This is a genomic window from Rhodococcoides kyotonense (assembly GCF_900188125.1).
GTDB lineage: Bacteria > Actinomycetota > Actinomycetes > Mycobacteriales > Mycobacteriaceae > Rhodococcoides > Rhodococcoides kyotonense.
In genome coordinates this window covers 1-22,750 of record NZ_FZOW01000013.1, presented here as the reverse complement: position 1 = coordinate 22,750, position 22,750 = coordinate 1, and the positions used below count along the sequence as shown (strand labels likewise).

Below are 22,750 nucleotides of genomic sequence, written 5' to 3'. Positions count from 1 at the left end.
GCCATCGGGAGCCGAAAAGATTACTCTGGAGATACGGTGCCGAGAGGAAAGCCCACGGTGCAGCCATGCTGGTCGTGCCGTCGGGACCAGTGTGGGAGCCGCAGTCCGACGACAGTGAGCAGCCCCCCGATGTGCCCTGACGAACCGGTTGACACGCAGAGGTACCCGCCGTCACCTGCTGCGGAGTTGGCCGAGATCGGTTTCGACGACGCCGAGGAGATCGGCCATGGTGGCTTCGGCGTCGTCTACCGCTGCGTTCAGGGCGAGCTGAGTCGGACCGTCGCGGTCAAGGTTCTCACCGTCGAACTCGACGAGGAGAATCGTTCTCGCTTCTTCCGGGAGCAGCGGGCGATGGGACGGCTGACCGGCCACCCGAACATCGTGAACATTTTGCAGGTCGGAGCCACTGAAAGTGGTCGCCCGTTCATCGTCATGCCGTACCACCAGCATGATTCCGTCGACGTGTTGATCCGTCGCGGGGGCGCGCTTCCGTTGGACCAGGCCCTTCGGCTGGGGGTGAAGATCGCCGGTGCGGTGGAGACTGCGCATCGACTCGGGATCCTGCACAGAGACATCAAGCCCGCGAACATCCTGGTCACCGATTACGGCGAACCCGAGCTCGCAGACTTCGGGATCGCGCACATCACCGGCGGCTTCCAGACGACGTCCGGGGCGGTCACCGGGTCCCCTGCCTACACCGCCCCCGAAGTGCTCGCGGGCAATCCGCCGACACCGGCGGCCGACGTCTACAGCCTCGGCTCCACGGTGTTCAGCGCCCTGACCGGCCACGCCGCGTTCGAGCGTCGGAGCGGCGAGCAGGTCGTCGCCCAGTTTCTCCGGATAACGCAGCAGTCGGTACCCGACCTTCGAGAGCAGGGCATTCCCGACGACGTGGCGGCCGCGATCGCCCGTGCGATGTCGCGCGTTCCGGAGGAGCGTCCGGTCTCGGCGGCCGACTTCGGCGAGGAGTTGCGACGGTTGCAACGGGACCATGAGCTTGTCGTCGACGAGATGGCACTGCGTACGGATCCCGTCGTGGAACCTCGTGAGCCTGCGGCCCCGACCCGGACGCAATCGCGGCCGAGAGTTCCCACTGGACTCAGTGGCACGACGGGCAGTCTGCCCCTGGATCTGACGAGTTTCGTCGGCCGTCGTCAGGAACTCACGGCGGCGAAGAACCAGCTGTCGAGTTCCCGTCTGGTGACGCTGACGGGCATCGGAGGCGTCGGCAAGACGCGGCTGGCAGTGCGGATCGCCTCTGCTGTACAGCGGGACTACGCGGGCGGCGCGCATCTGGTCGAGTTGGCCGATCTTCGCGAGACGTCGTCGCTGATCGACGCGGTGAGCGCTGCCGTCGGATTGCGAGATCAGTCCGTCCGACCGCTGCGCGACGTACTGATCGAGTTTCTCGCGCCGAAAGAGCTGCTCCTCGTTCTCGACAACTGTGAGCAGATGGTGTCCGCCGTCGCGAAGCTGAGCGAGACGCTGCTGCAGATCTGTCCACAACTGCGGATCCTCGCGACCAGCCGGGAGGCTCTCGGCATCGCCGGCGAAGCAGTGCTGAGGGTTCCACCGTTGACCGTTCCGAATCCGGAACTGCGGCCGTCGCTGCGTTCGGTGTCCAAGTACGACGCGGTGACGCTGTTCGTGGAACGCGCCGCCGCTGCGGCTCCCGGATTCACGCTGACCGACGAGAACACGGACGCGGTGACGGGCATCTGCCTTCGCCTCGACGGTTTGCCGTTGCCGATCGAATTGGCTGCCGCTCGGCTGCGGGTGATGTCGCCCGAACAGATTCTCGATCGGCTCACCGACAGGTACGCGCTGCTGACACGGGGAAACCGAGGTGCGCCGGATCGTCAGCAGACGCTGCGGCTGTGCATCGACTGGAGTTTCGAACTGTGCACTGCTACAGAGCAATTGGTGTGGGGTCGGCTGTCCGTCTTCGCTGCGACGTTCGAACTCGACGCGGCAGAGCAAGTGTGCGGTGCGGGACTCGAATCCGACGAATTGCTCGACGCCCTGACCTCCCTCGCCGAGAAGTCGATTCTCATCAGGGAGCGAATGGGGTCCGTGGTGCGGTTTCGGATGCTCGAGACGATCCGCCAGTACGCGTACGAGAAGCTCGAGCTGACGGGTGAAACCTTGCTCATGCGTCGACGTCATCGCGCGTGGTACGAGAAACTGGCGTCCGACGCCGAGAACGACTGGATCAGTTCGCGCCAAGTGGACTGGGTCGCCCGATTGAAGCGGGAACGGCCCAACTTTCGCGAGGCCCTCGAATTCTGCATCGACGACGACCCCTCCGCAGGTCTCCGCATCGTGACGACGCTGTACTGGTTCGGGCTTTCCCAGGGCCTCTACACCGACGCGAGGCATTGGCTCGCCCGACTCCTCCCCCACCAGAGCGGTCCGCCGACGATCGAGTGGGTCAAGGCACTGTGTTTCGCCGCCGCCATGGCGAACGTGCAGGGCGACCATCACTCCGGAGTTGCTCTCGTCGAGCAGGCCCACGCACTGTCCGAGAATGCCGACGACCCGATGATGCGCGCGTTGATCGCGAACGCGGACGGAACCGTCGCGTTGCACAGCGGTGACATCCGCTCGGCTCCAGCATTTTTCGAGTCCGCAATCGAGGAGTTCGGCGCTCGAGGTCAGCGGACACTCGAGACGAGTGCCATGCATCTGCTGGGGCTCGCGTACGGCCTGAGCGGGCAGCTGGACAAGGCCATCGAATGCCACGAACATGTTCTCGCCGTCACCAAGCGGTACGGCGAGAAGATGTACCGGTCACGGTCGTTGTGGGCCATGGGTATCGACGTCTGGCGGATGGGTGACGCAGATCGAGCGGTCGGGCTACTCGACGAGGCGTTGGAACTGGCGCGCCAATTGCGGAATCCACGCATCACCACGTCGTCACTCGCTACGTTGGCGTGGATCGCCGTCGAACACGATGCTGTCCGTGCAGCAGTTCTACTCGGCGCAGCAGACGGTGTGGCGCACTCGTTCGGTAGCTCGCCGGTGATACATCCCAATCTTTTCGTATTCCACAAGAATTGCGAGGTTCGGACGCGTCACGACTTGGGAGACAAGGCATTCGACGTCGCCTACCGGCGGGGCGAGCACTTCGACCTCGGCGACGCCATTGCGTACGCGTTGCGTGAATCTTCGTCGGGAGCCTCCCACACCCCGGAGACGACCCCACTCACCAAGCGGGAACAGCAAGTTGCCGACCTCGTCACCGAAGGTCTCACCAATCAGGGCATCGCCGAACGGTTGGTGATTTCGCCTCGCACCGCGCAGGGACACGTCGAACATATTCTGGCGAAGCTCGGGTTCACGTCGCGGGCGCAGGTCGCGGCATGGGTTGCGGATCAGACGCGAGACTGAGTCATGCAGTGGGCCGGGCAGTCGGCCGGACCGCAGGTTGCCACGCGAGCAACAGCTCGCGACACAGGTCGGCCTTGATGCCGCGGAACCGTCGGGGCTCGGTGGGTCGAGGCATCATGGCCGCCTGCAGAAGATGCAGAAATCTGGTGCGCTGAACGCCGAATTTGACGAACACGCTCTCTGCATCGGCACCGCCGTACGGCGCCCATTCGATAGCGAAGGCGACAAGCGCCTGGTCGGAACCCGTGAGCGACCGTTCACGGGAGAGAAGGTCACACCAGCCGAGCGAGCGCCGTACCCATCCGAGGTCGGGGGCGCGCGTGACTGCGTCGGTCGGTGCCGACTGCCGTCGAGGCTTCGGTTCTTGCAGCGGTGGAACAAGCGTCAGGTGCATCGGGGCCTCGGGAGGACGGTTCGAATCGGGGGGTATCCCCATGCTCGCCCACGCACACCCGTCTGTAACCGTCCATTCGGCGGGGTGAGGTACCTGTTCTTCACGACGTCGATACAAGTCGGTTTGTTTGCCGAATTCCGTTCGGGGCGCGCCCAACTCGATAACAGGTATGCAAACAGGTATATCGGCCGATGCACATCGTGACGTGGTTCGGCGATCGTGGGGCATTCCAGCGACGGAACCAGTGAGGAGAAAAGACGTGATCAAAGCCGTATCGCACGCGCTGGGCACGGTCGCGTACACCGCAGCGATCATGACCCTCGTCGTCCTGGCTATCTGGAAGTTTCCGATCCCCGGCGTGTAGTCACCTGGGCGACTTCAAGACCGCGTCGACGGCCGTGTACAGGATTGCGTTCTCCCGTTCGAGTGCCGACAGGTCGCCGGGCAGAGCCCGCTCGATCGAGATGCCCGTGATGACGGCGTTGAGAAAACCCGCCTGCTTGGCGACGTCACCGTCGGCGACGACGCCCTCCTTGTCGAGCACGGTCAGCCAGTGCTCCATCCGACTCAGTCCCTCGTTCGACATGGCCGTGTAGGTCGTGCGCATCTGTTCCGTGGGATCGGGCCGGATGAAAGCGTCGAACACCTTGATCCAGGCGTCGCGCGCCTTCTCGCCGACCTGCGGGGCGAGAATCTGCCGAAGACACTGGACGAGCCGTTCGGAGGCGGGAACCGACTCGTCGTGAATGATCTGGTCGTCGGGCGTCGCCACGTCGTAGATCGTTTGCAGGACCGCGTCCCGTAGCGCGCGCTGCGTGGGGAAATGATGCCGCAGCGACCCCATACTGACCCCGGCGCGCGACGCCACGGCCCGCACACTCAGCGTCGATGCCGGATCTTCGCCGATCATCTCGCACGCCGCGATGATGACCTTGGCCCTGGAATCGAGCACCTTCTTCTGCTCTGCCATCGCTCTCCCTCTCCCACGCACACGCTTATGCGTTCGCGTGAATCAGCGGACTAGCACGCTGTGCTAGCACACTGTGCTACTGTCGTGTCACCGACCGCAATAGTACAGCGTGCTAGTCCGTCGAACAGGAGGGATCCAATGCTCGAGCAGTGGAAGCGTCAGCGAGCGGCCAAGCGCCTACAACCCGGCGACGGACGCGCACTCCAGCCGTTCCGATGGTGGCAACTGCCCGGCCGTGCGCTGTTCCACCTCTCGCTCCGCGAGACCTATGCAGTGGATGTCCGACACTGGCAGAACCAGAGCTCCGGCGAGGTGAAGGCCAACCTCTACCAGGACGGCCGACACGTCGCGCAATCGAAACTGCCGGCCGCGTTCCCCGTCGAGAGCGGCACCGTCGAGGTGGCCATGAGCGGCTCCGGCGTCAAACGATGCCACTACATCGCCGACGACGGAACCGAGCATCAACTCCGTCCGGACCCCGCGTCGGCGGAAGGTCGTCGCGCTCGCCTCGAACAGAATCACCCGGCGACCAGTCGGCTCATCGGGATCGTCTCGGTAGCCATGCTCGTCGTCGGCGTTGCACTCCTGATTCTGCAAGTGGCGGAACCCATTTCGCGTATCCCACCGATAGCGGACTCCATCGGCACGTTCACGTCTCCGATCGATCTGCCCCTGTGGCTCAACATCGCACTCGGCGCAGGTGCAGTGATCGGCAGCGTCGAGCGCTCGCTTCGACTTCGGTACCACTGGCTGCTCGATGCAGTCGGCACCTGACACGACCTCCGGAAAGGTACACCATGAGATCCCGATTGATCCCAGCCGTTGCGTTAACGGCCATCCTCGCCGCCGGCTGCGCGCAAACGAGCACGCAGGCAGCCCCCGAACCCGCCGACCTGCAGTGGACCACATGTCCCGACGGCGTCGAGAATCCGGAAACGGGACCGCCCCGATTGCAGTGCGCCACAGTTCCTGTGCCTTTGGACTACGACGATCCCGACGGCGAACAGATCGACCTCACGATCTCCCGCCTGCAGTCCGAGAACCCCGATGAACGACGCGGTTCGCTCATGCTCAACCCGGGAGGACCCGGTGGCACCGGATTGGACCAACCCAATTTCCTTGTTCAGCAGGGAATGCCGCAGGAAGTGCTGGATTCCTACGATCTCATCGGCATCGATACCCGCGGCATCGGTCACTCGTCGCCGATCAGTTGTGGATTCACCGACGACGTTGAGTACTACGGCGCCGTCCCACCCTATGCATTCGACGATGCGGCATTCGCCGAGCAGGCGAAAACCGCTGAGGAGGTTGCCGATCGGTGTGCGGCCAACAACGACGGGCGCACGCAACATGTGACGACGGCGAACATGGCGCGCGACCTCGACAGCATCCGTGCGGCATTGGGCGAGGAGAAGGGAAACTTTCTCGGATACTCGTACGGCACCGCACTCGGCGCCGCGTACGCATCGCTGTTCCCGGACACATCCGACCGAATCGTGTTGGACAGCAACATCGGTGACACCCATCTCGATCAGGACGGTATGCGAAGCTACGCCGTGGGCATGGAGGACACCTTCCCGGATTTCGAGAACTGGGCAGCACAGCGAAACGAGCAGTACGGCTTGGGAAGTACGCCGGAACAGGTACGCGATACCTACTTCTCCCTCGCCGACAAGCTCGACCGCACCCCGGTCGAAGGAGTCGACGGGCGCGCCTTCCGCTTGGCGGCATTCGTCACGCTGTACAACCCGGCGTCCTACGATGCGGCAGCGGAGAATTGGGCATATCTGCGGCAAGCTCCACCCTCGGATCAGGTGTCCGCGATCAGCTCGCTGGCCCCACAGATGGACAACAACTGGTCGGTGTTCCTGGCGGTGACGTGCAACGACGTAAAATGGCCCGACGACCCCGCGGCCTACCAGCAGGCCGTGAAGGAAGACCGCACCGAGTACCCGCTGTTCGGTGCCGCGGCCGCGAACATCATGCCGTGCGCGTACTGGCAGATAGATCAGACGGAACCGCCCGTCGAGGTGAACGACGACGGCCCGACGAATATCCTTGTCGCACAGCATCAGCGCGACCCGGTCACTCCGATGCTGAACGGCGAACTGATCGACGACAAGTTCGGCGACCGGTCCCGATTGCTCACCGTCGACGGGAGCGGCCACGGCGTGTACAACCTGGGCAAGAACCCGTGCGCCCAGGACGTCATCACCGATTACCTGGTCGACGGCACCATGCCGGACGAAGATGTGACCTGCCCGGCACCGTGAGTCAGTCGGGCACCGCCACGTCGACGATCAACCCGTGATGGTCGGAACCTTGGATCACGATGCGCTCCAACGACTTCGGCTCCGCACCTCGCGTCAACACATGGTCGATGCCCACGATCGCCGGGTACGGCTTGTCAGCCGGATATGTCGGCACGATCCCCATACCCAAACGGTCTGCGGCATCGACATATCCGGCGTCGAGCAGATCACGAAACTGCTTGTGCGTGTACGTGGTGTTGAAGTCACCGCTGACGACGACGGCGTCGTCTGCGGTGGCGGCCCCGGCCAACGCGTCGCGCAGGCTCGTCAGTTCCGCGGTCCAGACGTCGGGAGGTGTGACGACGGCGGGACCGGGATGCACGTTGAAGAGCGTGAACGGAGTCGAAAACTGCACCTGCGCTGCAAGATTGGTGGGACCGTAATAGCCGTCGAGCTCGCGCGTCTCGGTGAGGGGATAGCGACTGTAGATGCCGGCCCCACCGCCGCCGTTCTCGTCGGGCATCAGGTACTGGTACGGCAGGAGTTGTTCGAGCCCCTGCTCCCGCAACGATCCGGCCAACGTGACCGTCAGCTCCTGAACAGTGAGGATGTCGACGCTCCGGGTGCGCACCGAGTCGGTGAGCCCGACGGGATCGGCCGCCCCGAACAGCAGGTTCGCCTGCATCACACGGACGGTCGGTGCGTCGATGTCCTGTCCGTTCGCGATGTACAGCGGACTGATCACCGTGGCGCCGAGTCCGAGGAGGATCGCCGAGACGGTCAGCAGAACCCACCGACGGAACACCAGACAGATCAGCGCAGCCACCAGCGTGACGGTGAGCAGGATCGGCACGAACGACGCGAGCGCGATCAGCGGGTTGATCGGGCGGTCGGTGAACATCGCGGCGACAGCAGCGGCTCCCGCGGCGACTCCCGACAGCCCGGCCACCTGCGCGACCCGGCGCGCGGCAACGTTGTCGGTCAGGAAGCTCATACCCAGTACCCCTCGTGCGCGAAAATGTGTACCCCTCTATACATTGCCACTCACGACCTCTTGAACATGTTCAAATCTGCGCGTAGGTTCGTTTGAACATGTTCAAGAAGGGAGCCGATTCGTGGCCGATACGCGTGACAGGGTGGTCGACACCGCACTGAGGCTGTTCCGCGAGGACGGCTTCCAGGCCACCACCATGCGCCGGATCGCCGACGAAGCAGGCGTGTCCCTCGGCAACGCGTACTACTACTTCGCCGGCAAGGACGACTTGGTACGCGAGCTGTACATGGTGATTCAGCGCGAACACCGTGACCTCGCGCTGCCCGCGATCGTCGAGGGCGCCTCCCTCGCGGACAACTTGGCCACCGTGTTGCATCGAGGGATCGACGTGATGGCTCCCTATCACGCGTTCGGTGGCTCGTTCCTTCAGTTGGCGCTGCCGACGAAGTCCAGTTCCAGTCCGTTCTCAGACGAATCGTCCGACGCCCGTTCCATGGCGATCGACCTCATGCGAACCGCGCTCACGGCATCGAGACAGAAGCTCCCCAAGTCGCTCGACGACAGCCTGCCGACCTTGCTCTGGACGACCTACCTGGCCGTCACCCTGCATTGGGTGACCGATTCGTCCGACGACCAAGCGCGCACCAGGGCGCTGATCGACGGCCTTGTTCCCGTCGTCGCGAAAGCTGTTCGTTTGGCGCGCCTTCCGGTGGCGCGAGGGCTGGTCACCGACGTCGCCGATCTCCTGCACCGAATGACGACACGAGAGGACAAGCAGCCGTGACGAATTCGCCCTCCGTCGTCGCCATCTGTGGCGCGACGGGTTACATCGGCCACCATCTGCGCCGACATTACGAGGAGCTCGGAAGTCGAGTACGCACCATCGGACGCAGCAGTGCGAACACCGCGACATGGTCCGATCACGACAGCCTCGTACGGGCACTCGATGGCTCGGACCTCGTCGTCAACCTCGCTGGACGTTCGGTCAGCTGCCGATACAACAAATCCAACGCCGACGCCATTTTCTCTTCCCGCGTTCAGACCACCGCCGCACTCGCTCGTGCACTGAAAGATACAACTCGACCACCTGAGCTGTGGGTCAACTCCAGCACGGGAACGATCTATCGCGACGCGCGAGACCGTCCGATGGACGAACGTACCGGCGACAACGGCAGCGGATTCTCGGTCGAGGTCGCGCGGGCGTGGGAACGCGAGATGTTCGACGCCGAAGTCCCGATACGCACAGTCGCACTTCGACTTTCGATAGTGCTCGGAGCGGGCGGTGGCGCGGTGAATCCGCTGATCAACTTGGCGCGAGTCGGTCTCGGGGGCAAACAGGGCGACGGTGGTCAGATGTTCAGCTGGGTGCACGTCGGCGACGTCGCCCGCGCTATCGACCACATCTACGCGCATTCGGACATCTCGGGGCCGGTCAATGTCGCAACATGTAACCCGGTCACCAACGACGAACTGATGCACCACTTACGCAATGCTCTGGGTCGTAAACACGGTCTGCCGACTCCCGCATGGCTACTCCGATTCGGTGCGCGCATCATCCGCACCGAAGCGGAGCTCGTGCTGAAGAGCCGGTGGGTCCATCCACATGTATTGATGGACAGCGGATTCCAGTTCGAACACTCCACTCTGCCGAACGCCCTGAGCGACATTGCATCCAAGACTCCGGGAGGCCTTCTCCCCGTCGCCCTCGGCTGAGCGTCGTCAGCTACAGCCTGTCAGCACCTCAATCCAACGGCCGTCGATCAGCCTGTGGACCCATAGTGGGCGCCTACAACCCAGTCCCTCCGGTCACGTCTATGGCCTGCCCCGTAACCCAACCACCAGCATCGCCGGCGAGCCAGCGGACCACCCCGGCAACATCTTTCGGTTTCCCGACACCGTTGAAGGCAGACAGCCCTGCAGCACCTTCCCTCGCACCGGGCAGGTCGATCCAGTCCGCGTTGATATCGGTGTCTATCACCCCCGGCCTCACGACGTTGACGGTGATACCTCGACGCGCCAACTCCGGTGCCACAGAGCGGAATGCGCCTTCGAAGCCTGCTTTCGACGCGGAATACGCAACGTGCGTAGGTGCTGCGATGCGCACATAACCCGTCGACACTCCGATAACGCGCCCTCCTTCGTTGATGTGCTCAACGAGGCTGTGCAGCAGAAACAATGGAGCAGTGAGGTTGACGTCCAGCACGTTCGCGTATGTCTCGCCGTCGAGATCCGACAGCGATTGGGCCCCGTTCATCCCCGCATTACTGACGAAGATGTCAGTGCCCGAGTATCCGTACTCGGCCACGGCTGCCCGCCATGCTTCGGCGATTCGCACGCCGGCCGTCACCCCCGACGACAAGTCGACTTCGATGAGCACAGCCGTCGCGCCTAGCTTCTCGATCCGCTCTGCCGTTCGGAGGGCGGCCGAACGATCGTGCCCGTAGTGCACACCGATGAGCGAGACGCCTTCTTCGGCGAGAGCTTCAGCAATTGCCGCGCCTATTCCTCGGGATGCACCCGTGATCAAAGCGGTTGACCGCTCCATCGTTCCTCCGTAGTGATCGTTACGAAATGCCGCACGATATCGTAGCAATCACTATGGAATCCGATGTTCGCAAGGCAGGCCGGCCCCGCTCGTTCGATCCGGACGAGGCGCTCGAACGCGCTCTCATGGTTTTCTGGCAACACGGATACGACGGCGCCAGCATCGCCCAGCTACAAGAGGCCACCTCGCTGTCGGCACCCTCCCTGTACAGGGCATTCGACTCGAAAGAACGACTCTTCGAACGCGCCGTGCAGCGCTACCAAGAGCAATACGGGTTCGGTATTCGGTCGGATCTCCCCCTGCCCGACGCCGTCACCGAGTACCTCGAACGCGCCGCCCGCGAGTTCACTACCGAACCCGGCCGAGGCTGCTTGGTCTCGACAGGACTACTGGCCACCAGCCCAGACAGCAAGGTTGCCGCAGCCGTGGTCGAAGCCGAACGAGATCGGGCCCTCTCCTCACTGCGCGACCGCCTTCACACGGCCGTTGTCGACGGCGAGCTCGACCCGGCCGCTGATGTCGACGGCCTCGCGCGCACCCTCGCGGCCCTGATTCAAGGAATGTCGGTCCAAGCCAGAGACGGAGCGAGCAGCAGTCAGTTACTGAAGATCGCGCGGGCGGGCGTCGCCCTCGTGCGCGCAAACATGTAGCGATGGAAATAGCCTCCCCTATTTGGGATCCGAACCCCCTGCAGAGGGTTCGGATCCCAAATAGAGGAGGTTATTTCGCGCCGAACGGATCCGTAGCGCAGTCCAGCGCGTCGAACACGGTATGGAATTCGATCAACCCGGCATGTTCACCCGCGCAGAAGCCCTGGCGACCGGATTCACGGACGACGATCTACGTAGAGGACGTGCAACGGGAACGATCGTCACAGTCCGCAGGGGTTACTTCATCCGCACTGCGTTGTATCGCGAAATGACGGCGCACCAACAGCATTCGCTTCTGTCGAGGGCCGTGTACCAGGAGTCCGGCAACGAAGCCGTTCTCAGCCACGTATCCGCCGCTGTGGTCCATGGGATGGATACATGGAACATTCCGTTGGACAAGGTGAACCTCACCATCGGACGCAGCTATGCAGGCAAGAAGGGTCGACGACGCATCCTGCACGGGACATCCATCGACGCCGGCGAGTGGACGACGACCGATGGGCTCCGTGTGACAACACCGGCCAGAACCGTGGTCGACCTGGCGCTCTCGACGACGCCGGCACAGGCGGTATCGGTCGGCGACTACGCTCTGAACAGGCGGTTGACCACGGCCACCGAGCTCGACGAGGCGTTGGCATCCGCACACGGCAAAACTGGAATAGCGCAAGCCCGCCACGCTGTGGGGCTCATGTCCAGTCGCAGCGAAAGTGTCGGCGAGTCGCGAAGCCGTCTGCTGCTCGGTGCCATGCAGATCCCCACTCCTCTGTTGAATCAATGGGTCTACGACGGCGCAGGCAAATTCGTCGCACGGGTCGACTTCCTGTGGCCTGAGCTCGGAGTCATCGGCGAGTTCGACGGAAGGCTCAAGTACAAGTCCAAGGCGGACGACGTAGCGATAGCGGAGAAGAACCGCGAGAACCGCCTGGTCGACCTCGGGTGGACAGTGGTTCGCTGGGAGTGGGACGAGCTCGAGTCACCACAGCTGCTCCGAGCGCGTTTCGAAGCCGCCTTCGCCCGTGCCGCCAAACACAGCGCGCCGGGCGGGACGTATTCCGACACCAGGCGTCGGTAGCCTGCGCGCGCCCGAAATAACCTCCCCTATTTGGGATCCGAACCTTCTGCAGGGGGTTCGGATCCCAAATAGGGGAGGTTATTTCGCGTCGAAGGGGATCCGGGCCAGCGCGTCGACCACTCCATCCGGCGCCTGACGGTACGCGCCGAACCCCGAGACCCGCCGGCACCCGTCGAGCTCGACAACTACGTAGGCACCTCCGGACCCGTCGGCCCGCAACAGGTCCGCCGACGCCAGACGCGTCGCCACGTCCGAACATGGTTGCGCGATAGGGGCATTCAACAATGCGTCGACGACCGACACACTCTCGTCGCCCCCGAGGACGAGCGTCGACCCAGGCACGTACTCGGGCGGATCCTGGTTCGGCAGAACGGGGTACCGGCACACACTGAGCGCTCGAACGTCGTCGGTGGGCATTGCCAGGGCGGGGGCCAGCATCCGACCGTCCGCACGCTCGCGCTCCACCGCGGCGTCGACGTATTCGGCTGTCGTAGTCTCGAATTCGATTCCGGGTTCCCCTCCACAGGACAGCGCGGCGACGTCGACGCCGGTGGGATGGGAGGTTCGGGACACTTCTTCGAGGGCGCGCAACGCGTCCAGCGGCGCCTGCTGCATTCCGCACGGAATCGTCGGCCACGCCGGCCTGAGCGCTCGTCCGGACTCGTCCACGAGCCACAGACCGGCCGGCAGTTCCGAGAAGTACGCGCACTCCGCAAAAATGTGGTCCGCGAACCGCTCGGAATCAGCCGCGAATGCCCTCGTCACCGCATCGATGTCGCCGTCAAGGCGAACCGTGTCCACGCTCAGCTTCCCGGCGTCGTCGATACCTCGTTCGCAACGCACCACCGCCACTGGTTCGAAGAGCGCGAATGGGTATCCCGGCTCGGGCGCGTTGGCAGTCAACGCCGGATCCCACGGACCTAGGCCGGTCAAGGCGGTATAGATGTTCTCGGACAAGCACTCTGCAGCGGCGACGACCTCAGCATTGGGAGGTCGATACGACACCGTATCGATACCGAGAACCGATCGTCCGACGCCGCACCCCGATACGAGCAACACCAGCACGACGACGCCTAGCCTCGATCCACGCGCAAGCCTGACAGCCCGGAAGATCGATACGACGCCCATGGCTGAAGACCCTAAACCGGACTCTCACCCGAGCGCGAAGGCCACGAGGAACCCCGCTGCCGTTGCCATGCCGACCCACCAGCCGCCGTCTCGGTAGGCCTCGGGCATCAGGGAGTCTGCGAGGACTGCCAGCGTCGCACCACCGGCGAAGGCCTGGACCGTCGAGATGCCGGTGTCCGGGATGACGTCGGACAGCAGGTATCCCACGACGGTGACTCCGACGAGTACGACGGCAGTCGCGGTCCACAATCCGAGCGCCCGGGAGTGGCTGAAATTGTGCTGGTCGCGCATCAGTGCAGCACCGCCGACAGCTTCGGGCACGTTGCCGACCGCGACGGCCACCAACAGCACTATCCCTCCGCCGCTGGTCAGAGACACCCCTAACGCGGTGTTCTCGGGTACGCCGTCGAGCACGGTTCCGAGCATCAATGCCCACCCGATCGCGGCCGGCCCGAGTTTGTTCTCGATCAGATGATTCGCGACGACGTACACCCCCGCGCCGAGGAAAAGGGCTCCGCCTGCGATGACGATGCCCGCCTGCTCGAACGCCGGTGTGAACAGTTCCGACGACACGGCTGCGATCATCGTGCCTGCGCCGAAGGCCATCATCGCGGCCAGCAACGGCTTGGGCAGCGACCAGCGCAGTCCCACGGCAGCCCCGATGACCAGAGGAAGGGCGGTGCCCAGCCCATAGAGTGCAGCTCCGAGCGCGGTCAAGACAGAGGTCCGTTCACCGCTCACGAATCGCCAGGATGGAGACAGTTCAAACGGCGATCGTGAGTGCACTAATCGTCGTCATCCTCCTGACGCAGGGACCCGAACCCCCGCCCGACGCGCAAGGCGACGACCAGGGCCAACAGGATCCACACCGCGGCGATGCCTACTATCCACCAGACCATTTCGTCATTCTGACAGAAAAACGGCCCAAAAACCTATCCGGCTGCCGGTTTTGCACCAATCCGCATCACGCAACCGCCCTCACCAGACCCGCGAGCGCCCGAGCCTGAATCTCCGTCGTGAACTTCGCGTCGACTGCGTCCCTGCTACGACGGCCCATGTCGTCGCCCTTCGCGGGGTCGTCGAGCAGCGTTCGCACAGCTGTAGCCATGGCCTCGGCGTCACCCGGAGGCACGATGATGCCCGTCACCCCGTCGTCGACATATTCGCGAATCCCCGGATTGTCGGTGATGACGACCGGCCGAGCACACGCCATCGCCTCGAGCAGGGCCGTCACGCCGGACACATGCAAGTTCGGCTTCAACGCCAGCGCGACGACGCGTGCGCGTCGGTATCTGTCCCGCAGATCGGCGTGTGAGAGATGCGGTACGACGTCGACGCGTCCCGGCGCCTCCACGTGCAGCCGCGTCACCAATTCGACCTTCGCATCGAGCAGGTTCGCCGCTGCGCAGAACGTCGCGTGGTCTCGATGTTTGTCGTTGCCCACGCCGAGTACCGTTCGCTCTGTCGACTGCGGCTCCGGCGTGAAGAAGTCGGCGTCGATTCCCATGGGCACGTACACCGGTTTCTTGACGCCGATCTCACGCAACGCGGGCAGCTGCGCCGTCGACAACGCCCACACCGCAGCCGCTTTCGGCAGCGCGAAGGATGCAAGCCGGTAGGGGTCGTCGTTGACCCAGATAGCTCCTGTGACAACGGGTCTGCGCGTCGTCAGCACCGCGGGGATGCCTGCTCGCTCGTCCCAGCTGAGCACCGGGCCGCCGCGGGCGAGCGTGGCACCTTGTCGCCACGCGTGATCCAGCCGTCGCTCCAGGCGCCCTGGTATGCCGACGAGCGGGTCCTTCGACCTGCGCACGTCGACGTCCAACCCGTGGTTGGCAATTCGGTCGAGTCCGTAGGGGAATCGGTCGGGCACCTCGCCGTTGGCGTGACGCTGAGCCCAGAGGTCGACGTCGGTCGACGCGTCGTACACGATCTCGACAGGGTGGGCCATGAGCGCAATACTGCCCCATCTGTCGTTCGAACGAATGACCGGACCTGGGGCGTAGCCCCCACACGAAAGGGGTAAGCAGCCACAATGCGCGCCATCGACCCCTGCGTGCTGTTGTATGGACTCGAGCATGTCGACCGGAAAGGATCGACTCCGACCTGAGACGCCCAGAGACCTATCCGAACGGATACCCGATGCCCGACCCCACGGAAGACCCCGTGATTCTGCGGGCCCTGCTCGAGAACTCGCCGGACTTCGTGTCGTTGTCGGAGTTCTCGGGACGCGTGGTTTTCGTCAACGAGGCCGGTCTCGGCCTGATCGGTCGTGCCGCGCTACCGGAAGAACCATTCCTGACGACGGCAGACTTCTTCACCCAGCAAGGCCTGGACGTCGCCCCGGAAGTCGAGGACGGCCTGAGCACCATCGGGTTCTGGCAGGGCATGAGCGAGTTACGCCATCACGTCAGCGGGGCCGGCATTCCCGTCGCGATCACGACGTTCGTCATCCGCCGCGACGGTGACAAACCCGACCTCATCGCGTCGATCATCCGCGACCGCACCGAAGGTGTTCGACGCGACCGCCAGCTCGAGGAGTCCGTCGTCGAGGCGCGTCGCAGCGCGGCAGAGAAGCACGCACTTGCGGATCTCAGCCGTCTCGCGGTGTCCGGTGAACTCCCCGAGCTGCTCGACGCGGCCGCGGCGGCTGCGTCGATGCTCATCGGCGTCGAATCCGCTGCCATCGCACGCCACGCACACCCGTCGGACACTTTCCTGAGGATCGACGCGGTGACGCGCACGATGGGCGACAGTCCCGTCGTACCTGCGGGTGACAAGTCGCTGGCCGGGTACGCGATTGCGCACAATTCTGCGATCGTCTGCACGGACGTCGGCCGCGAGAACCGCTTCGACACGTCAGCGATGAAAGCTCTCGGGCTGCACAGCGGCATGGCCGTGCCGGTCCCGATCTCGTCCCCCGACCCGTGGGGCGCCCTGTCCGTCTACAGCGCCGAGAGTCGCGACTACAGCGATCAGGAAATCGAGTTTCTCACCGCCGTCACCAGTGTGCTGTCGACGGCTCTCAAGCGCATCGATCTCGATCGAGAACTCCGGCGACGCTCCATGCACGACGCCCTCACCGGCCTCCCGAATCGCACCTTGGCGTACGAGATCATCGACGACGCCCTCGCACGCGCGAAGGACGAATCCGGCTCTGTCGCTTTGTTGTTGCTCGATATCGACGACTTCAAGATCATCAACGACAGCCTCGGCCACGACGCAGGCGACCGCGCGTTGGTGCGATTCAGCCACCGACTCGCGGGCAGTGTTCGACCGGAGGACACCGTCGCTCGCCTCGGCGGCGACGAGTTCCTGATCATCTGCGAGCGCATCGACGACGCCAAACACGCAGAGGCCCTTGCACGTCGAATCACGACGTCCATCGCAGCCCCGGTGTCGACGGCCGAGGCACCCGTCCCGCTCAGTGGCAGCATCGGAATCGCCGTGTCGGAACCGACGTCGACGCGGAGACAGCTTGTCCACCAAGCGGATTTGGCGATGTATCGCGCCAAGGACAGCGGCGGCGGTTACGCCGTGTTCGACACGGGGGATCTGTACGACGCGGACCGCGTGCGATCGTTGTCGATCGACCTCCGAAATGCCCTCACCCGAGGCGAATTGACGCTTGCCTATCAGCCGCTGGTGCAGATCACAACGGGCAAGATCGTCGCCGTCGAGGCGCTCGCACGGTGGCAGCATCCGATGCACGGACTCGTCGATCCGAGCGAGTTCGTCGCCGTCGCCGAAAGGACCGGCCTTGCAACGGCACTCGGATCCTGGGCGCTGCGCACGGCATGCTCGCAGGCAGCGAAGTGGCGCAGCTTCTCCGACATCGAGATTCGCGTGAATGTCAGCGCGCTGCAACTCCGTAACCCGATGTTCCCCGACGAAGTCGCGATAGTACTGAAGGAGACCAACCTTCCGCCGCAGGCTCTGGGCCTGGAGATCACGGAGACGGTGTGGGTCGCCGACACCGCCCGCGTGGCCGACACACTCACCGCCTTGCACACCATGGGCGTGTCACTGCTGCTCGACGACCTCGGCAAGGGCCACAGTTCCATCTCCTACCTGGACCGCTATCCGATGTTCGAATGCTTCAAGATCGACAAGTCGTTCATCGGTGCACTCCCGGCGCCCCGCGCGATCGCCGTCGTCACCGCAATCGTGTCGCTCGCCAAGGCGTTCAAGGTGACCGTCGTCGGCGAGGGTGTCGAAACTCAGGATCAGCTCGACGCACTCGCCGCCACGGGATGCGACATCGCGCAGGGTTATCTCTTCGGGCGGCCCATGGTCGCGGATGATCTCACCGCACTCCTCGCGTAGCTCCCCGGCCCCTGCCCACGCCTGACATCGGCACGTTAGCTTTGCGCACCTTCGGGGTACAGGACGGTACGACGCGCACGCCGACGGGAGTGAGACCAGGTGACCGAGGAAAAGACAGGCGATCCGCAGCTGGATGCACTGGAGCGGATCGTCCGGATCACCGAACGCTGCCTCACCGAGGTCGATGTCGACGGTGCTGCCGTCGCGGTCCTGACCGACGACGCCGGCGAGCGTGACCTCCTCCACTCCACCGACGAGGCTGCCGCGCGGATCGACGAGCTGCAGTTCACGACCGGCGAAGGTCCCTGCCTGCAGGCTTTCCTTCGGGGTGAACCCGAGCTCCATGCGGACATCGGCACCTCGACGGTCTGGCCGAGTTTCGCGACCGAACTCACCACCGAGCTGAACATCCACAGCGTTTTCGCGTTCCCTCTGCTCAGCGGCAACGCGAAGCTCGGGGTCCTCGAGCTCTACCGCCGGGAACCCGCGCCCCTGACCGACGAGCAGTACGCTGCCGCCGAACGTGCGTCCGCGGCGCTGGGTATGGCGGTGGTGGTCGAACTGGTGACGTACGCACGTTCGATCGAAGAGGGAACGTTTCGACCGAGCGACGGTCCGTTCAACCTGGCACGGACCGACGTCAGCATTGCGGTAGGAATTCTGGCGGCGACGCTGCGAGTGGCACCGGAGGAGGCGTCGGCGAGATTGCGTGCCCGGGCGTTCGCCGAGTCGAAGCCGGTCTCGGACCTGGCTCACGACATCGTGCACAACCAGGGCTCACTCGACGACGACACAGAAAGCGCATAGCTCAAGCCCCCGAACCCTGGTCCGAGAGATTCAGGAAACACCCGGTCTGAGCGAAGATCGCCGCCGCCTCCCGGGACGCGAGGCCGAACTGTGTCTTGTCCGACGCAACGAACTGCACGTCGTGATGCCCCGGCTTGTCCACGCGCACAACGAGTTCACTGCTGCCGACGCGCACAGCAATGCCCTGCACCCGCGCCACTGCGTCGGTCCACAGTGCGTCGGGGATCGGCCCGTCGAACGCGACGGTGTCCACCGTCCACGCCGACGCGCTTCCCGGATCCCCCGGGACCGCCTCGCACGGCAGCCGACGACCCTCGGTGATGCGAGTCCACGTCAGCCCTCCGACTACCGCCGACACGGCCTCTGCCATCTCGAGGACGACCGGGTCGAGCCGTCGTAGCTCGTCCTCGACCGGCCCCTTCGCGCGCAGAGCGTCTTTGATCTCTGCAATCTGTTGTGCATTCACTGTCGGCCCTTCGCTCTCACGTGCACAACCGGCCATCAGCGCGACCGTGCACACCACTGCCCCGAATATCTTTGCCGAACGGATCATTTCACCACCAGATCCGGTCGGCCGATCCCGATGACCGCGAGGTTGTAGCCCGAGGTTCGCAGGAATCCGTTGTCGCCGGATCGTGGGTAGCCCGAGTGCCCGTACGCACCCTCACGCGACACACCGTCCGGCGTCACTGCATCGGCCGTCGAAAGTTGTTGGTAATTACCGTTGTACGGTCCTTCGTCGAACGCCGAGAATGGTCCGAGCCTGCCGACATTCGTCACATGATCGCCCTCCGCATCCATCACCCACACGTTCTCGTACGGCATGCCCATGTCGGACGGCGACTGCGCGTTCAACCCGGGGGACCCGTAGAGGACTGCGTCGTCGACCACCGATGCGCCACCCTGCTGCAGCGCCTCCGACGTGGTCAGCGAACCGTAGGAGTGGCCGAACGCGCTGATGTGCGGATCAGGTTTGTCGGATGCCGCGTCGAGACCTTGGTAGTACGACGCCAACGCCGCACCGCCGTCCTCCGCGATGTCGTCCGAGGAGACATCGCCAACCCCCGAGACGCTGTCCCACCAGCTGACCCCGCCCAGCTCAGGCGGTTGATAGCCGATCCAGGCGATGTTGGCGACGGTCTGGTCGCCGTGTCCCGACTGCGCGAGTTGGTTGCGCATCTCGCGGCCCAGCTGAGTCGCCTCGTCGGTCATCGACCCCATCGACTCTCCGACATTGGTTCCGAGTCCGGGCGTGGTGACGGTGATGTGGTCCGCGACATCGGGATTCCCGATCGCGATGGCAGCGAGCCCGCGTTCGTGACTCGTCATGTCGTACACCGTCAGCAGCGCTTCGGGGTCCTCACGAAGTGCCTGTTCGATCGCGTCGAGATCGGCAAGCTTGTGTTCGACCATCCCCAAACCCGCATCGTCGTTGGACAGCCATCCTCCGAACATGTTGTTCTCCAGCTTCATTCGCAAGTCTGCTGCAAGCTTTTCGAGTTGCTCCCGATCCTCGGGAATCCGACTGATATTCGCCTCGCTACGCGCCGCCGACGGGATGCCGTCGAGGTTGCCGATGAGCTCGGGATGTTCGCCGATCATCTCGGCGCGTTGACCTTCCGGCAGCGCGTCCCAATACGCGTTGACCTGCTCCGCCGACGCGCCCTCCGGCGGAAACGGCGCGGTCAACCTCCCCTGCCCGGTCCCCGCAGCCAGACTAGTCTCGAGATCCACACCGCCGACGGCGATACTGCCGTCGGCGATATTCGCAAACACCTGTGCCGCATCGGAATCGATGTCCGACGCCTGCGCAATCAGTGCGCGAGCAACATCCTCGATATCGGTTTTCAGCGCGTTCCGGGCGGCGACGTCCACCGGGTCGGTCGGCAATGCCGTGGACGGAAGATCCACAACCTTGCCCGACGGCAACAGCAGCAGCGCGTTCGCGGCGGCCCGGTCCCGTAGCGCTTGCAGTTGCGTCTTCAGATGTACGACGGCATCCGCAGTCTGCCGTGTCACCGTGAGTGCGGCTCCGATTTCGGTTGCATCCCTATTGATTTGATCTTGCGTCACGATTCCAGCGTCGCGTGCCGCCGCGGCCGCGTCGCCCTCCCACCCCGGCAGAGCCGAGATCGACCGAAGTTGGTCTTGCACATCGGTGAGCGCGCGCACCCGCGCCGTCAACGCGCTGATCGCGGCTTCGAGCGCGCCGACGTCCCATGCGTCGATCGCCTGCAGATCCATCCCCACCCCCGCCTGACCCCTCCCCAGGAAGCCGAAAATCAGAGTACACACAGGGTCCGACACGTCACCAAGACAGAAGCGGACCATCCCCGGGTTTCGACGATTCGACGACGGCAGCAGCACTCGCGTCGGTCTGTTCGTAGGAATAGGCGGCGTGGCGCAGCCCGTCGTCCAGGCGCGTGAGAGCGGCGTTCAATCCTGTTCGACGCGCGGTCGAGTGGTCCAGAAAGTTCTCGAACTCACGACGGCTCCGCACCGACCAGCCTGCATGACAGTCCCGCAGCACCGATTCTTGCGACGCGAGTGCGTCATCCGCGTCCTGTGCGACGACCCGAGTCCGCGCCGCGGCCTCCCACACGACAGAACTGTCCACCGAAAATCCGTCCGACACTTTCGCCCCCTGCAGCGATCGACGAAACCCCGCGCCACAGCGTAGTCGCATGAACGCACCTATGCTGGCGTTGTGTTCTTCCTCTTCGGTTACGGCGTCAAGCGAAAACCACTCGGCCCGGGCGCGACTCGAACCTGCCCGCGATGCCACAACACCACGCAGTGGTCGCGTATGCGTCAGTACAACCAATTCACGGTGTTCTTCGTCCCCATCGCGCGTTGGAAGCGTTCGCAGTTCGAACAGTGCGGAATCTGCGGTACAGCTGTCGAGGCGTGAGCCCCGCCCTGCCACGTAAATGCACATGCGTTTGCGTGGGCGCCAGAACTACTCGGGCAGAGAGTCGCTCACATTTAGTGGTCGGCACTTCCTCGCGACGTCCGTGGTGGTCCCCGGATGCGCCCTTCATATGCCCGTCCGGCCTTCTGGCACAGCCGAATTGGCGGTGACCTGCCCAGAACCATCCCAGCGCAGCACTGTAGGCGGCACAGGTGGTGCTTCTGTGCCGCTCACGGTGTCTATTCAGGTGCCTGTTCAGGTGCCGCCCTCGGGTCAGGTGGGCGGGGCGCCGGATCGTTCCGGGTCGAGATACTCACCTGGGTGGTGATAATGATTGACCCGCCCCCGTCGACTGGGATCGACCGTCGCCGGTGCATGCCACAACGTCCGACCAGGATACTGGTGCTCGGGTCCGGCTTTCGTTGTCGCCCAATCGGTATCGTCCGGGCCGACCAACCGATGATGCTGATCGCACCCGAACGTCAAATCCTCGATATCGGTGCAACCACCCTTCGCCCACTCGTTCACATGATGCACCTGCGACCACGTCGCCGGCCGACTGCACCCCGGATGACTGCACCCACGATCGGCAGCCATCAACACGATCCGCTGATCTTTCGAGGCGAGACGTTTCGACCGGCCCAGATGCAAAGGCCGACCATCGTTGTCGAAGATCACCAGATAATGATGCGCATGCGAGGCCATCCGGATCGCATCGCGCATCTTCACCATCGACCCGGTCGCGGTGAACGCATGACCGGTCCCCGCCTCGAGGTCCTTCAACGTCATCGTCACCACCGCCGTCACCGGCAGACCCCGATGCTGCCCCAGCTTCCCCGACGCCAACATCTGCCGCAACACGACCTTCAACGCATCATGCTGACGTCGCCCCTGACCCCGGAGATCACGCACAGCCCGGAGTTCGGCATCGACCTCGGCCCGAGCCTTCTCGGACGTAGATGTCTCCGACCCACCAGCAGAATCGGCATCGGCCGCACCAGGACCGGCGGTACCGGTAGCGATAGCGGCGGTGTCATCGTCTGGGTCATCGTCTGGATCGTCTGGGTTGTCGTCGGGGTCGTCGAACAGCGTCGGCCCCTCCTGCCCGCCGCCAGTGCTGTCGGCGTCGTCGCCTGGATTGTCGTCTGCGTCTGAGTCGTCGTCGGGTCCGTCCACGTCGGGCTTGTCGTCCGCAGGGTTGCACTTGCCGGGCTTAGCGAACTTCGAGAACACCGCCTCCATGTACGCCCGCAACTCCGCATCGACCACCCCGCTCATCGTCGACAACCCACACTCGTCCTGATGACCGAA

21 protein-coding genes are annotated in these 22,750 nt (G+C 64.2%); 10 read left to right on the top strand and 11 right to left on the bottom strand.

Going from position 1 to position 22,750, the window contains the following annotated elements; all coding sequences use genetic code 11:
- The first annotated feature begins 129 nt into the window (after positions 1–129).
- Positions 130–3,390, top strand: coding sequence for a protein kinase domain-containing protein (locus CHB96_RS20355; protein WP_089249654.1), 3,261 nt, complete (start codon positions 130–132; stop codon positions 3,388–3,390).
- Position 3,391: 1 nt separating this feature from the next.
- On the opposite strand, the gene CHB96_RS20350 is transcribed toward CHB96_RS20355, so the two are convergent.
- A complete protein-coding gene (locus CHB96_RS20350; RefSeq protein ID WP_089249652.1) occupies positions 3,392–3,784 on the bottom strand; it encodes a hypothetical protein in 393 nt (130 codons plus the stop codon).
- Between the two features lie 364 nt (positions 3,785–4,148).
- Entirely contained in the window at positions 4,149–4,754 is a 606-nt protein-coding gene (locus tag CHB96_RS20340; RefSeq protein ID WP_089249648.1) for a TetR/AcrR family transcriptional regulator, read from the bottom strand.
- 138 nt (positions 4,755–4,892) lie between these two features.
- On the opposite strand from CHB96_RS20340, the gene CHB96_RS20335 reads away from it, so the two are divergent.
- On the top strand, positions 4,893–5,528 hold the full coding sequence (locus tag CHB96_RS20335; protein WP_089249647.1) for a hypothetical protein: 636 nt from the start codon (positions 4,893–4,895) through the stop codon (positions 5,526–5,528).
- A gap of 23 nt (positions 5,529–5,551) precedes the next feature.
- The gene (locus CHB96_RS20330; RefSeq protein ID WP_089249645.1) at positions 5,552–7,027 is read left to right on the top strand and encodes an alpha/beta hydrolase; all 1,476 of its coding nucleotides are present in this window, start codon (positions 5,552–5,554) and stop codon (positions 7,025–7,027) included.
- Between the two features lies 1 nt (position 7,028).
- Here CHB96_RS20330 and CHB96_RS20325 read toward each other — a convergent pair whose 3' ends face one another.
- Positions 7,029–8,000 (bottom strand): endonuclease/exonuclease/phosphatase family protein, encoded by a 972-nt coding sequence (locus CHB96_RS20325; RefSeq protein WP_089249643.1) that lies wholly within the window; start codon positions 7,998–8,000, stop codon positions 7,029–7,031.
- 121 nt (positions 8,001–8,121) lie between these two features.
- Here CHB96_RS20325 and CHB96_RS20320 point away from each other — a divergent pair, with 121 nt between their 5' ends.
- Positions 8,122–8,784, top strand: coding sequence for a TetR/AcrR family transcriptional regulator (locus tag CHB96_RS20320; RefSeq protein ID WP_245865952.1), 663 nt, complete (start codon positions 8,122–8,124; stop codon positions 8,782–8,784).
- Positions 8,781–9,713, top strand: a complete 933-nt coding sequence (locus CHB96_RS20315) for a TIGR01777 family oxidoreductase (RefSeq protein WP_089249639.1) — start codon at positions 8,781–8,783, stop codon at positions 9,711–9,713. Before CHB96_RS20320 ends, CHB96_RS20315 begins: the two co-directional genes overlap by 4 nt.
- Before the next feature lie 73 nt (positions 9,714–9,786).
- Here the strand turns inward: CHB96_RS20315 and CHB96_RS20310 are convergent, their stop codons facing one another.
- Positions 9,787–10,545, bottom strand: coding sequence for an SDR family NAD(P)-dependent oxidoreductase (locus CHB96_RS20310; RefSeq protein WP_089249637.1), 759 nt, complete (start codon positions 10,543–10,545; stop codon positions 9,787–9,789).
- Positions 10,546–10,598: 53 nt separating this feature from the next.
- Between CHB96_RS20310 and CHB96_RS20305 the strand changes: the two genes are divergently transcribed.
- A complete protein-coding gene (locus tag CHB96_RS20305) occupies positions 10,599–11,195 on the top strand; it encodes a TetR/AcrR family transcriptional regulator (protein WP_089249635.1) in 597 nt (198 codons plus the stop codon).
- A gap of 121 nt (positions 11,196–11,316) precedes the next feature.
- Positions 11,317–12,267 carry a type IV toxin-antitoxin system AbiEi family antitoxin domain-containing protein gene (locus CHB96_RS20300; RefSeq protein ID WP_089249633.1) on the top strand — a complete coding sequence of 317 codons (951 nt, stop codon included), beginning with the start codon at positions 11,317–11,319 and terminating at the stop codon, positions 12,265–12,267.
- A 78-nt stretch (positions 12,268–12,345) separates the two neighbouring features.
- Here CHB96_RS20300 and CHB96_RS20295 read toward each other — a convergent pair whose 3' ends face one another.
- From CHB96_RS20295 to CHB96_RS20285, 3 genes are all read right to left on the bottom strand, one after another.
- A complete protein-coding gene (locus CHB96_RS20295) occupies positions 12,346–13,395 on the bottom strand; it encodes a hypothetical protein (RefSeq protein WP_245865950.1) in 1,050 nt (349 codons plus the stop codon).
- Between the two features lie 24 nt (positions 13,396–13,419).
- The gene (locus CHB96_RS20290) at positions 13,420–14,112 is read right to left on the bottom strand and encodes a ZIP family metal transporter (protein ID WP_089249899.1); all 693 of its coding nucleotides are present in this window, start codon (positions 14,110–14,112) and stop codon (positions 13,420–13,422) included.
- A gap of 247 nt (positions 14,113–14,359) precedes the next feature.
- Positions 14,360–15,346, bottom strand: coding sequence for a glycosyltransferase family 4 protein (locus CHB96_RS20285; RefSeq protein WP_089249631.1), 987 nt, complete (start codon positions 15,344–15,346; stop codon positions 14,360–14,362).
- A gap of 191 nt (positions 15,347–15,537) precedes the next feature.
- On the opposite strand from CHB96_RS20285, the gene CHB96_RS20280 reads away from it, so the two are divergent.
- Complete coding sequence (locus CHB96_RS20280; RefSeq protein WP_089249629.1) at positions 15,538–17,721, top strand: putative bifunctional diguanylate cyclase/phosphodiesterase; 2,184 nt, start codon at positions 15,538–15,540, stop codon at positions 17,719–17,721.
- Positions 17,722–17,820: 99 nt separating this feature from the next.
- Positions 17,821–18,528, top strand: coding sequence for a GAF and ANTAR domain-containing protein (locus CHB96_RS20275; protein ID WP_089249627.1), 708 nt, complete (start codon positions 17,821–17,823; stop codon positions 18,526–18,528).
- 1 nt (position 18,529) lies between these two features.
- Here CHB96_RS20275 and CHB96_RS20270 read toward each other — a convergent pair whose 3' ends face one another.
- The 3 genes from CHB96_RS20270 to CHB96_RS20260 all read right to left on the bottom strand — a co-directional run bounded on the left by CHB96_RS20270 (position 18,530) and on the right by CHB96_RS20260 (position 21,145).
- Positions 18,530–19,081 carry an LppA family lipoprotein gene (locus CHB96_RS20270; protein ID WP_089249625.1) on the bottom strand — a complete coding sequence of 184 codons (552 nt, stop codon included), beginning with the start codon at positions 19,079–19,081 and terminating at the stop codon, positions 18,530–18,532.
- Entirely contained in the window at positions 19,078–20,772 is a 1,695-nt protein-coding gene (locus CHB96_RS20265) for an alpha/beta hydrolase (protein ID WP_176444401.1), read from the bottom strand. The genes CHB96_RS20270 and CHB96_RS20265 overlap by 4 nt, the downstream gene beginning before the upstream one ends.
- A 64-nt stretch (positions 20,773–20,836) precedes the next feature.
- Positions 20,837–21,145 (bottom strand): type VII secretion target, encoded by a 309-nt coding sequence (locus tag CHB96_RS20260; RefSeq protein WP_176444400.1) that lies wholly within the window; start codon positions 21,143–21,145, stop codon positions 20,837–20,839.
- Between the two features lie 90 nt (positions 21,146–21,235).
- Here CHB96_RS20260 and CHB96_RS20255 point away from each other — a divergent pair, with 90 nt between their 5' ends.
- Entirely contained in the window at positions 21,236–21,439 is a 204-nt protein-coding gene (locus tag CHB96_RS20255; RefSeq protein ID WP_089249619.1) for a zinc-ribbon domain-containing protein, read from the top strand.
- Between the two features lie 273 nt (positions 21,440–21,712).
- Here the strand turns inward: CHB96_RS20255 and CHB96_RS20250 are convergent.
- Positions 21,713–22,750 (bottom strand): HNH endonuclease signature motif containing protein (locus CHB96_RS20250; RefSeq protein ID WP_141136511.1); only part of this gene is annotated, 1,038 nt, incomplete at its 5' end.

Bases quoted from the DNA above. Each gene is read 5' to 3' on its own strand.
- CHB96_RS20270 (WP_089249625.1), bottom strand. From the start codon at position 19,081: ATGATCCGTTCGGCAAAGATATTCGGGGCAGTGGTGTGCACGGTCGCG.
- CHB96_RS20310 (WP_089249637.1), bottom strand. From the start codon at position 10,545: ATGGAGCGGTCAACCGCTTTGATCACGGGTGCATCCCGAGGAATAGGC.
- CHB96_RS20325 (WP_089249643.1), bottom strand. From the start codon at position 8,000: ATGAGCTTCCTGACCGACAACGTTGCCGCGCGCCGGGTCGCGCAGGTG.
- CHB96_RS20330 (WP_089249645.1), top strand. From the start codon at position 5,552: ATGAGATCCCGATTGATCCCAGCCGTTGCGTTAACGGCCATCCTCGCC.
- CHB96_RS20355 (WP_089249654.1), top strand. From the start codon at position 130: ATGTGCCCTGACGAACCGGTTGACACGCAGAGGTACCCGCCGTCACCT.
- CHB96_RS20295 (WP_245865950.1), bottom strand. From the start codon at position 13,395: ATGGGCGTCGTATCGATCTTCCGGGCTGTCAGGCTTGCGCGTGGATCG.
- CHB96_RS20305 (WP_089249635.1), top strand. From the start codon at position 10,599: ATGGAATCCGATGTTCGCAAGGCAGGCCGGCCCCGCTCGTTCGATCCG.
- CHB96_RS20340 (WP_089249648.1), bottom strand. From the start codon at position 4,754: ATGGCAGAGCAGAAGAAGGTGCTCGATTCCAGGGCCAAGGTCATCATC.
- CHB96_RS20300 (WP_089249633.1), top strand. From the start codon at position 11,317: ATGGAATTCGATCAACCCGGCATGTTCACCCGCGCAGAAGCCCTGGCG.
- CHB96_RS20335 (WP_089249647.1), top strand. From the start codon at position 4,893: ATGCTCGAGCAGTGGAAGCGTCAGCGAGCGGCCAAGCGCCTACAACCC.
- CHB96_RS20350 (WP_089249652.1), bottom strand. From the start codon at position 3,784: ATGCACCTGACGCTTGTTCCACCGCTGCAAGAACCGAAGCCTCGACGG.
- CHB96_RS20285 (WP_089249631.1), bottom strand. From the start codon at position 15,346: ATGGCCCACCCTGTCGAGATCGTGTACGACGCGTCGACCGACGTCGAC.
- CHB96_RS20280 (WP_089249629.1), top strand. From the start codon at position 15,538: ATGCCCGACCCCACGGAAGACCCCGTGATTCTGCGGGCCCTGCTCGAG.
- CHB96_RS20265 (WP_176444401.1), bottom strand. From the start codon at position 20,772: ATGGATCTGCAGGCGATCGACGCATGGGACGTCGGCGCGCTCGAAGCC.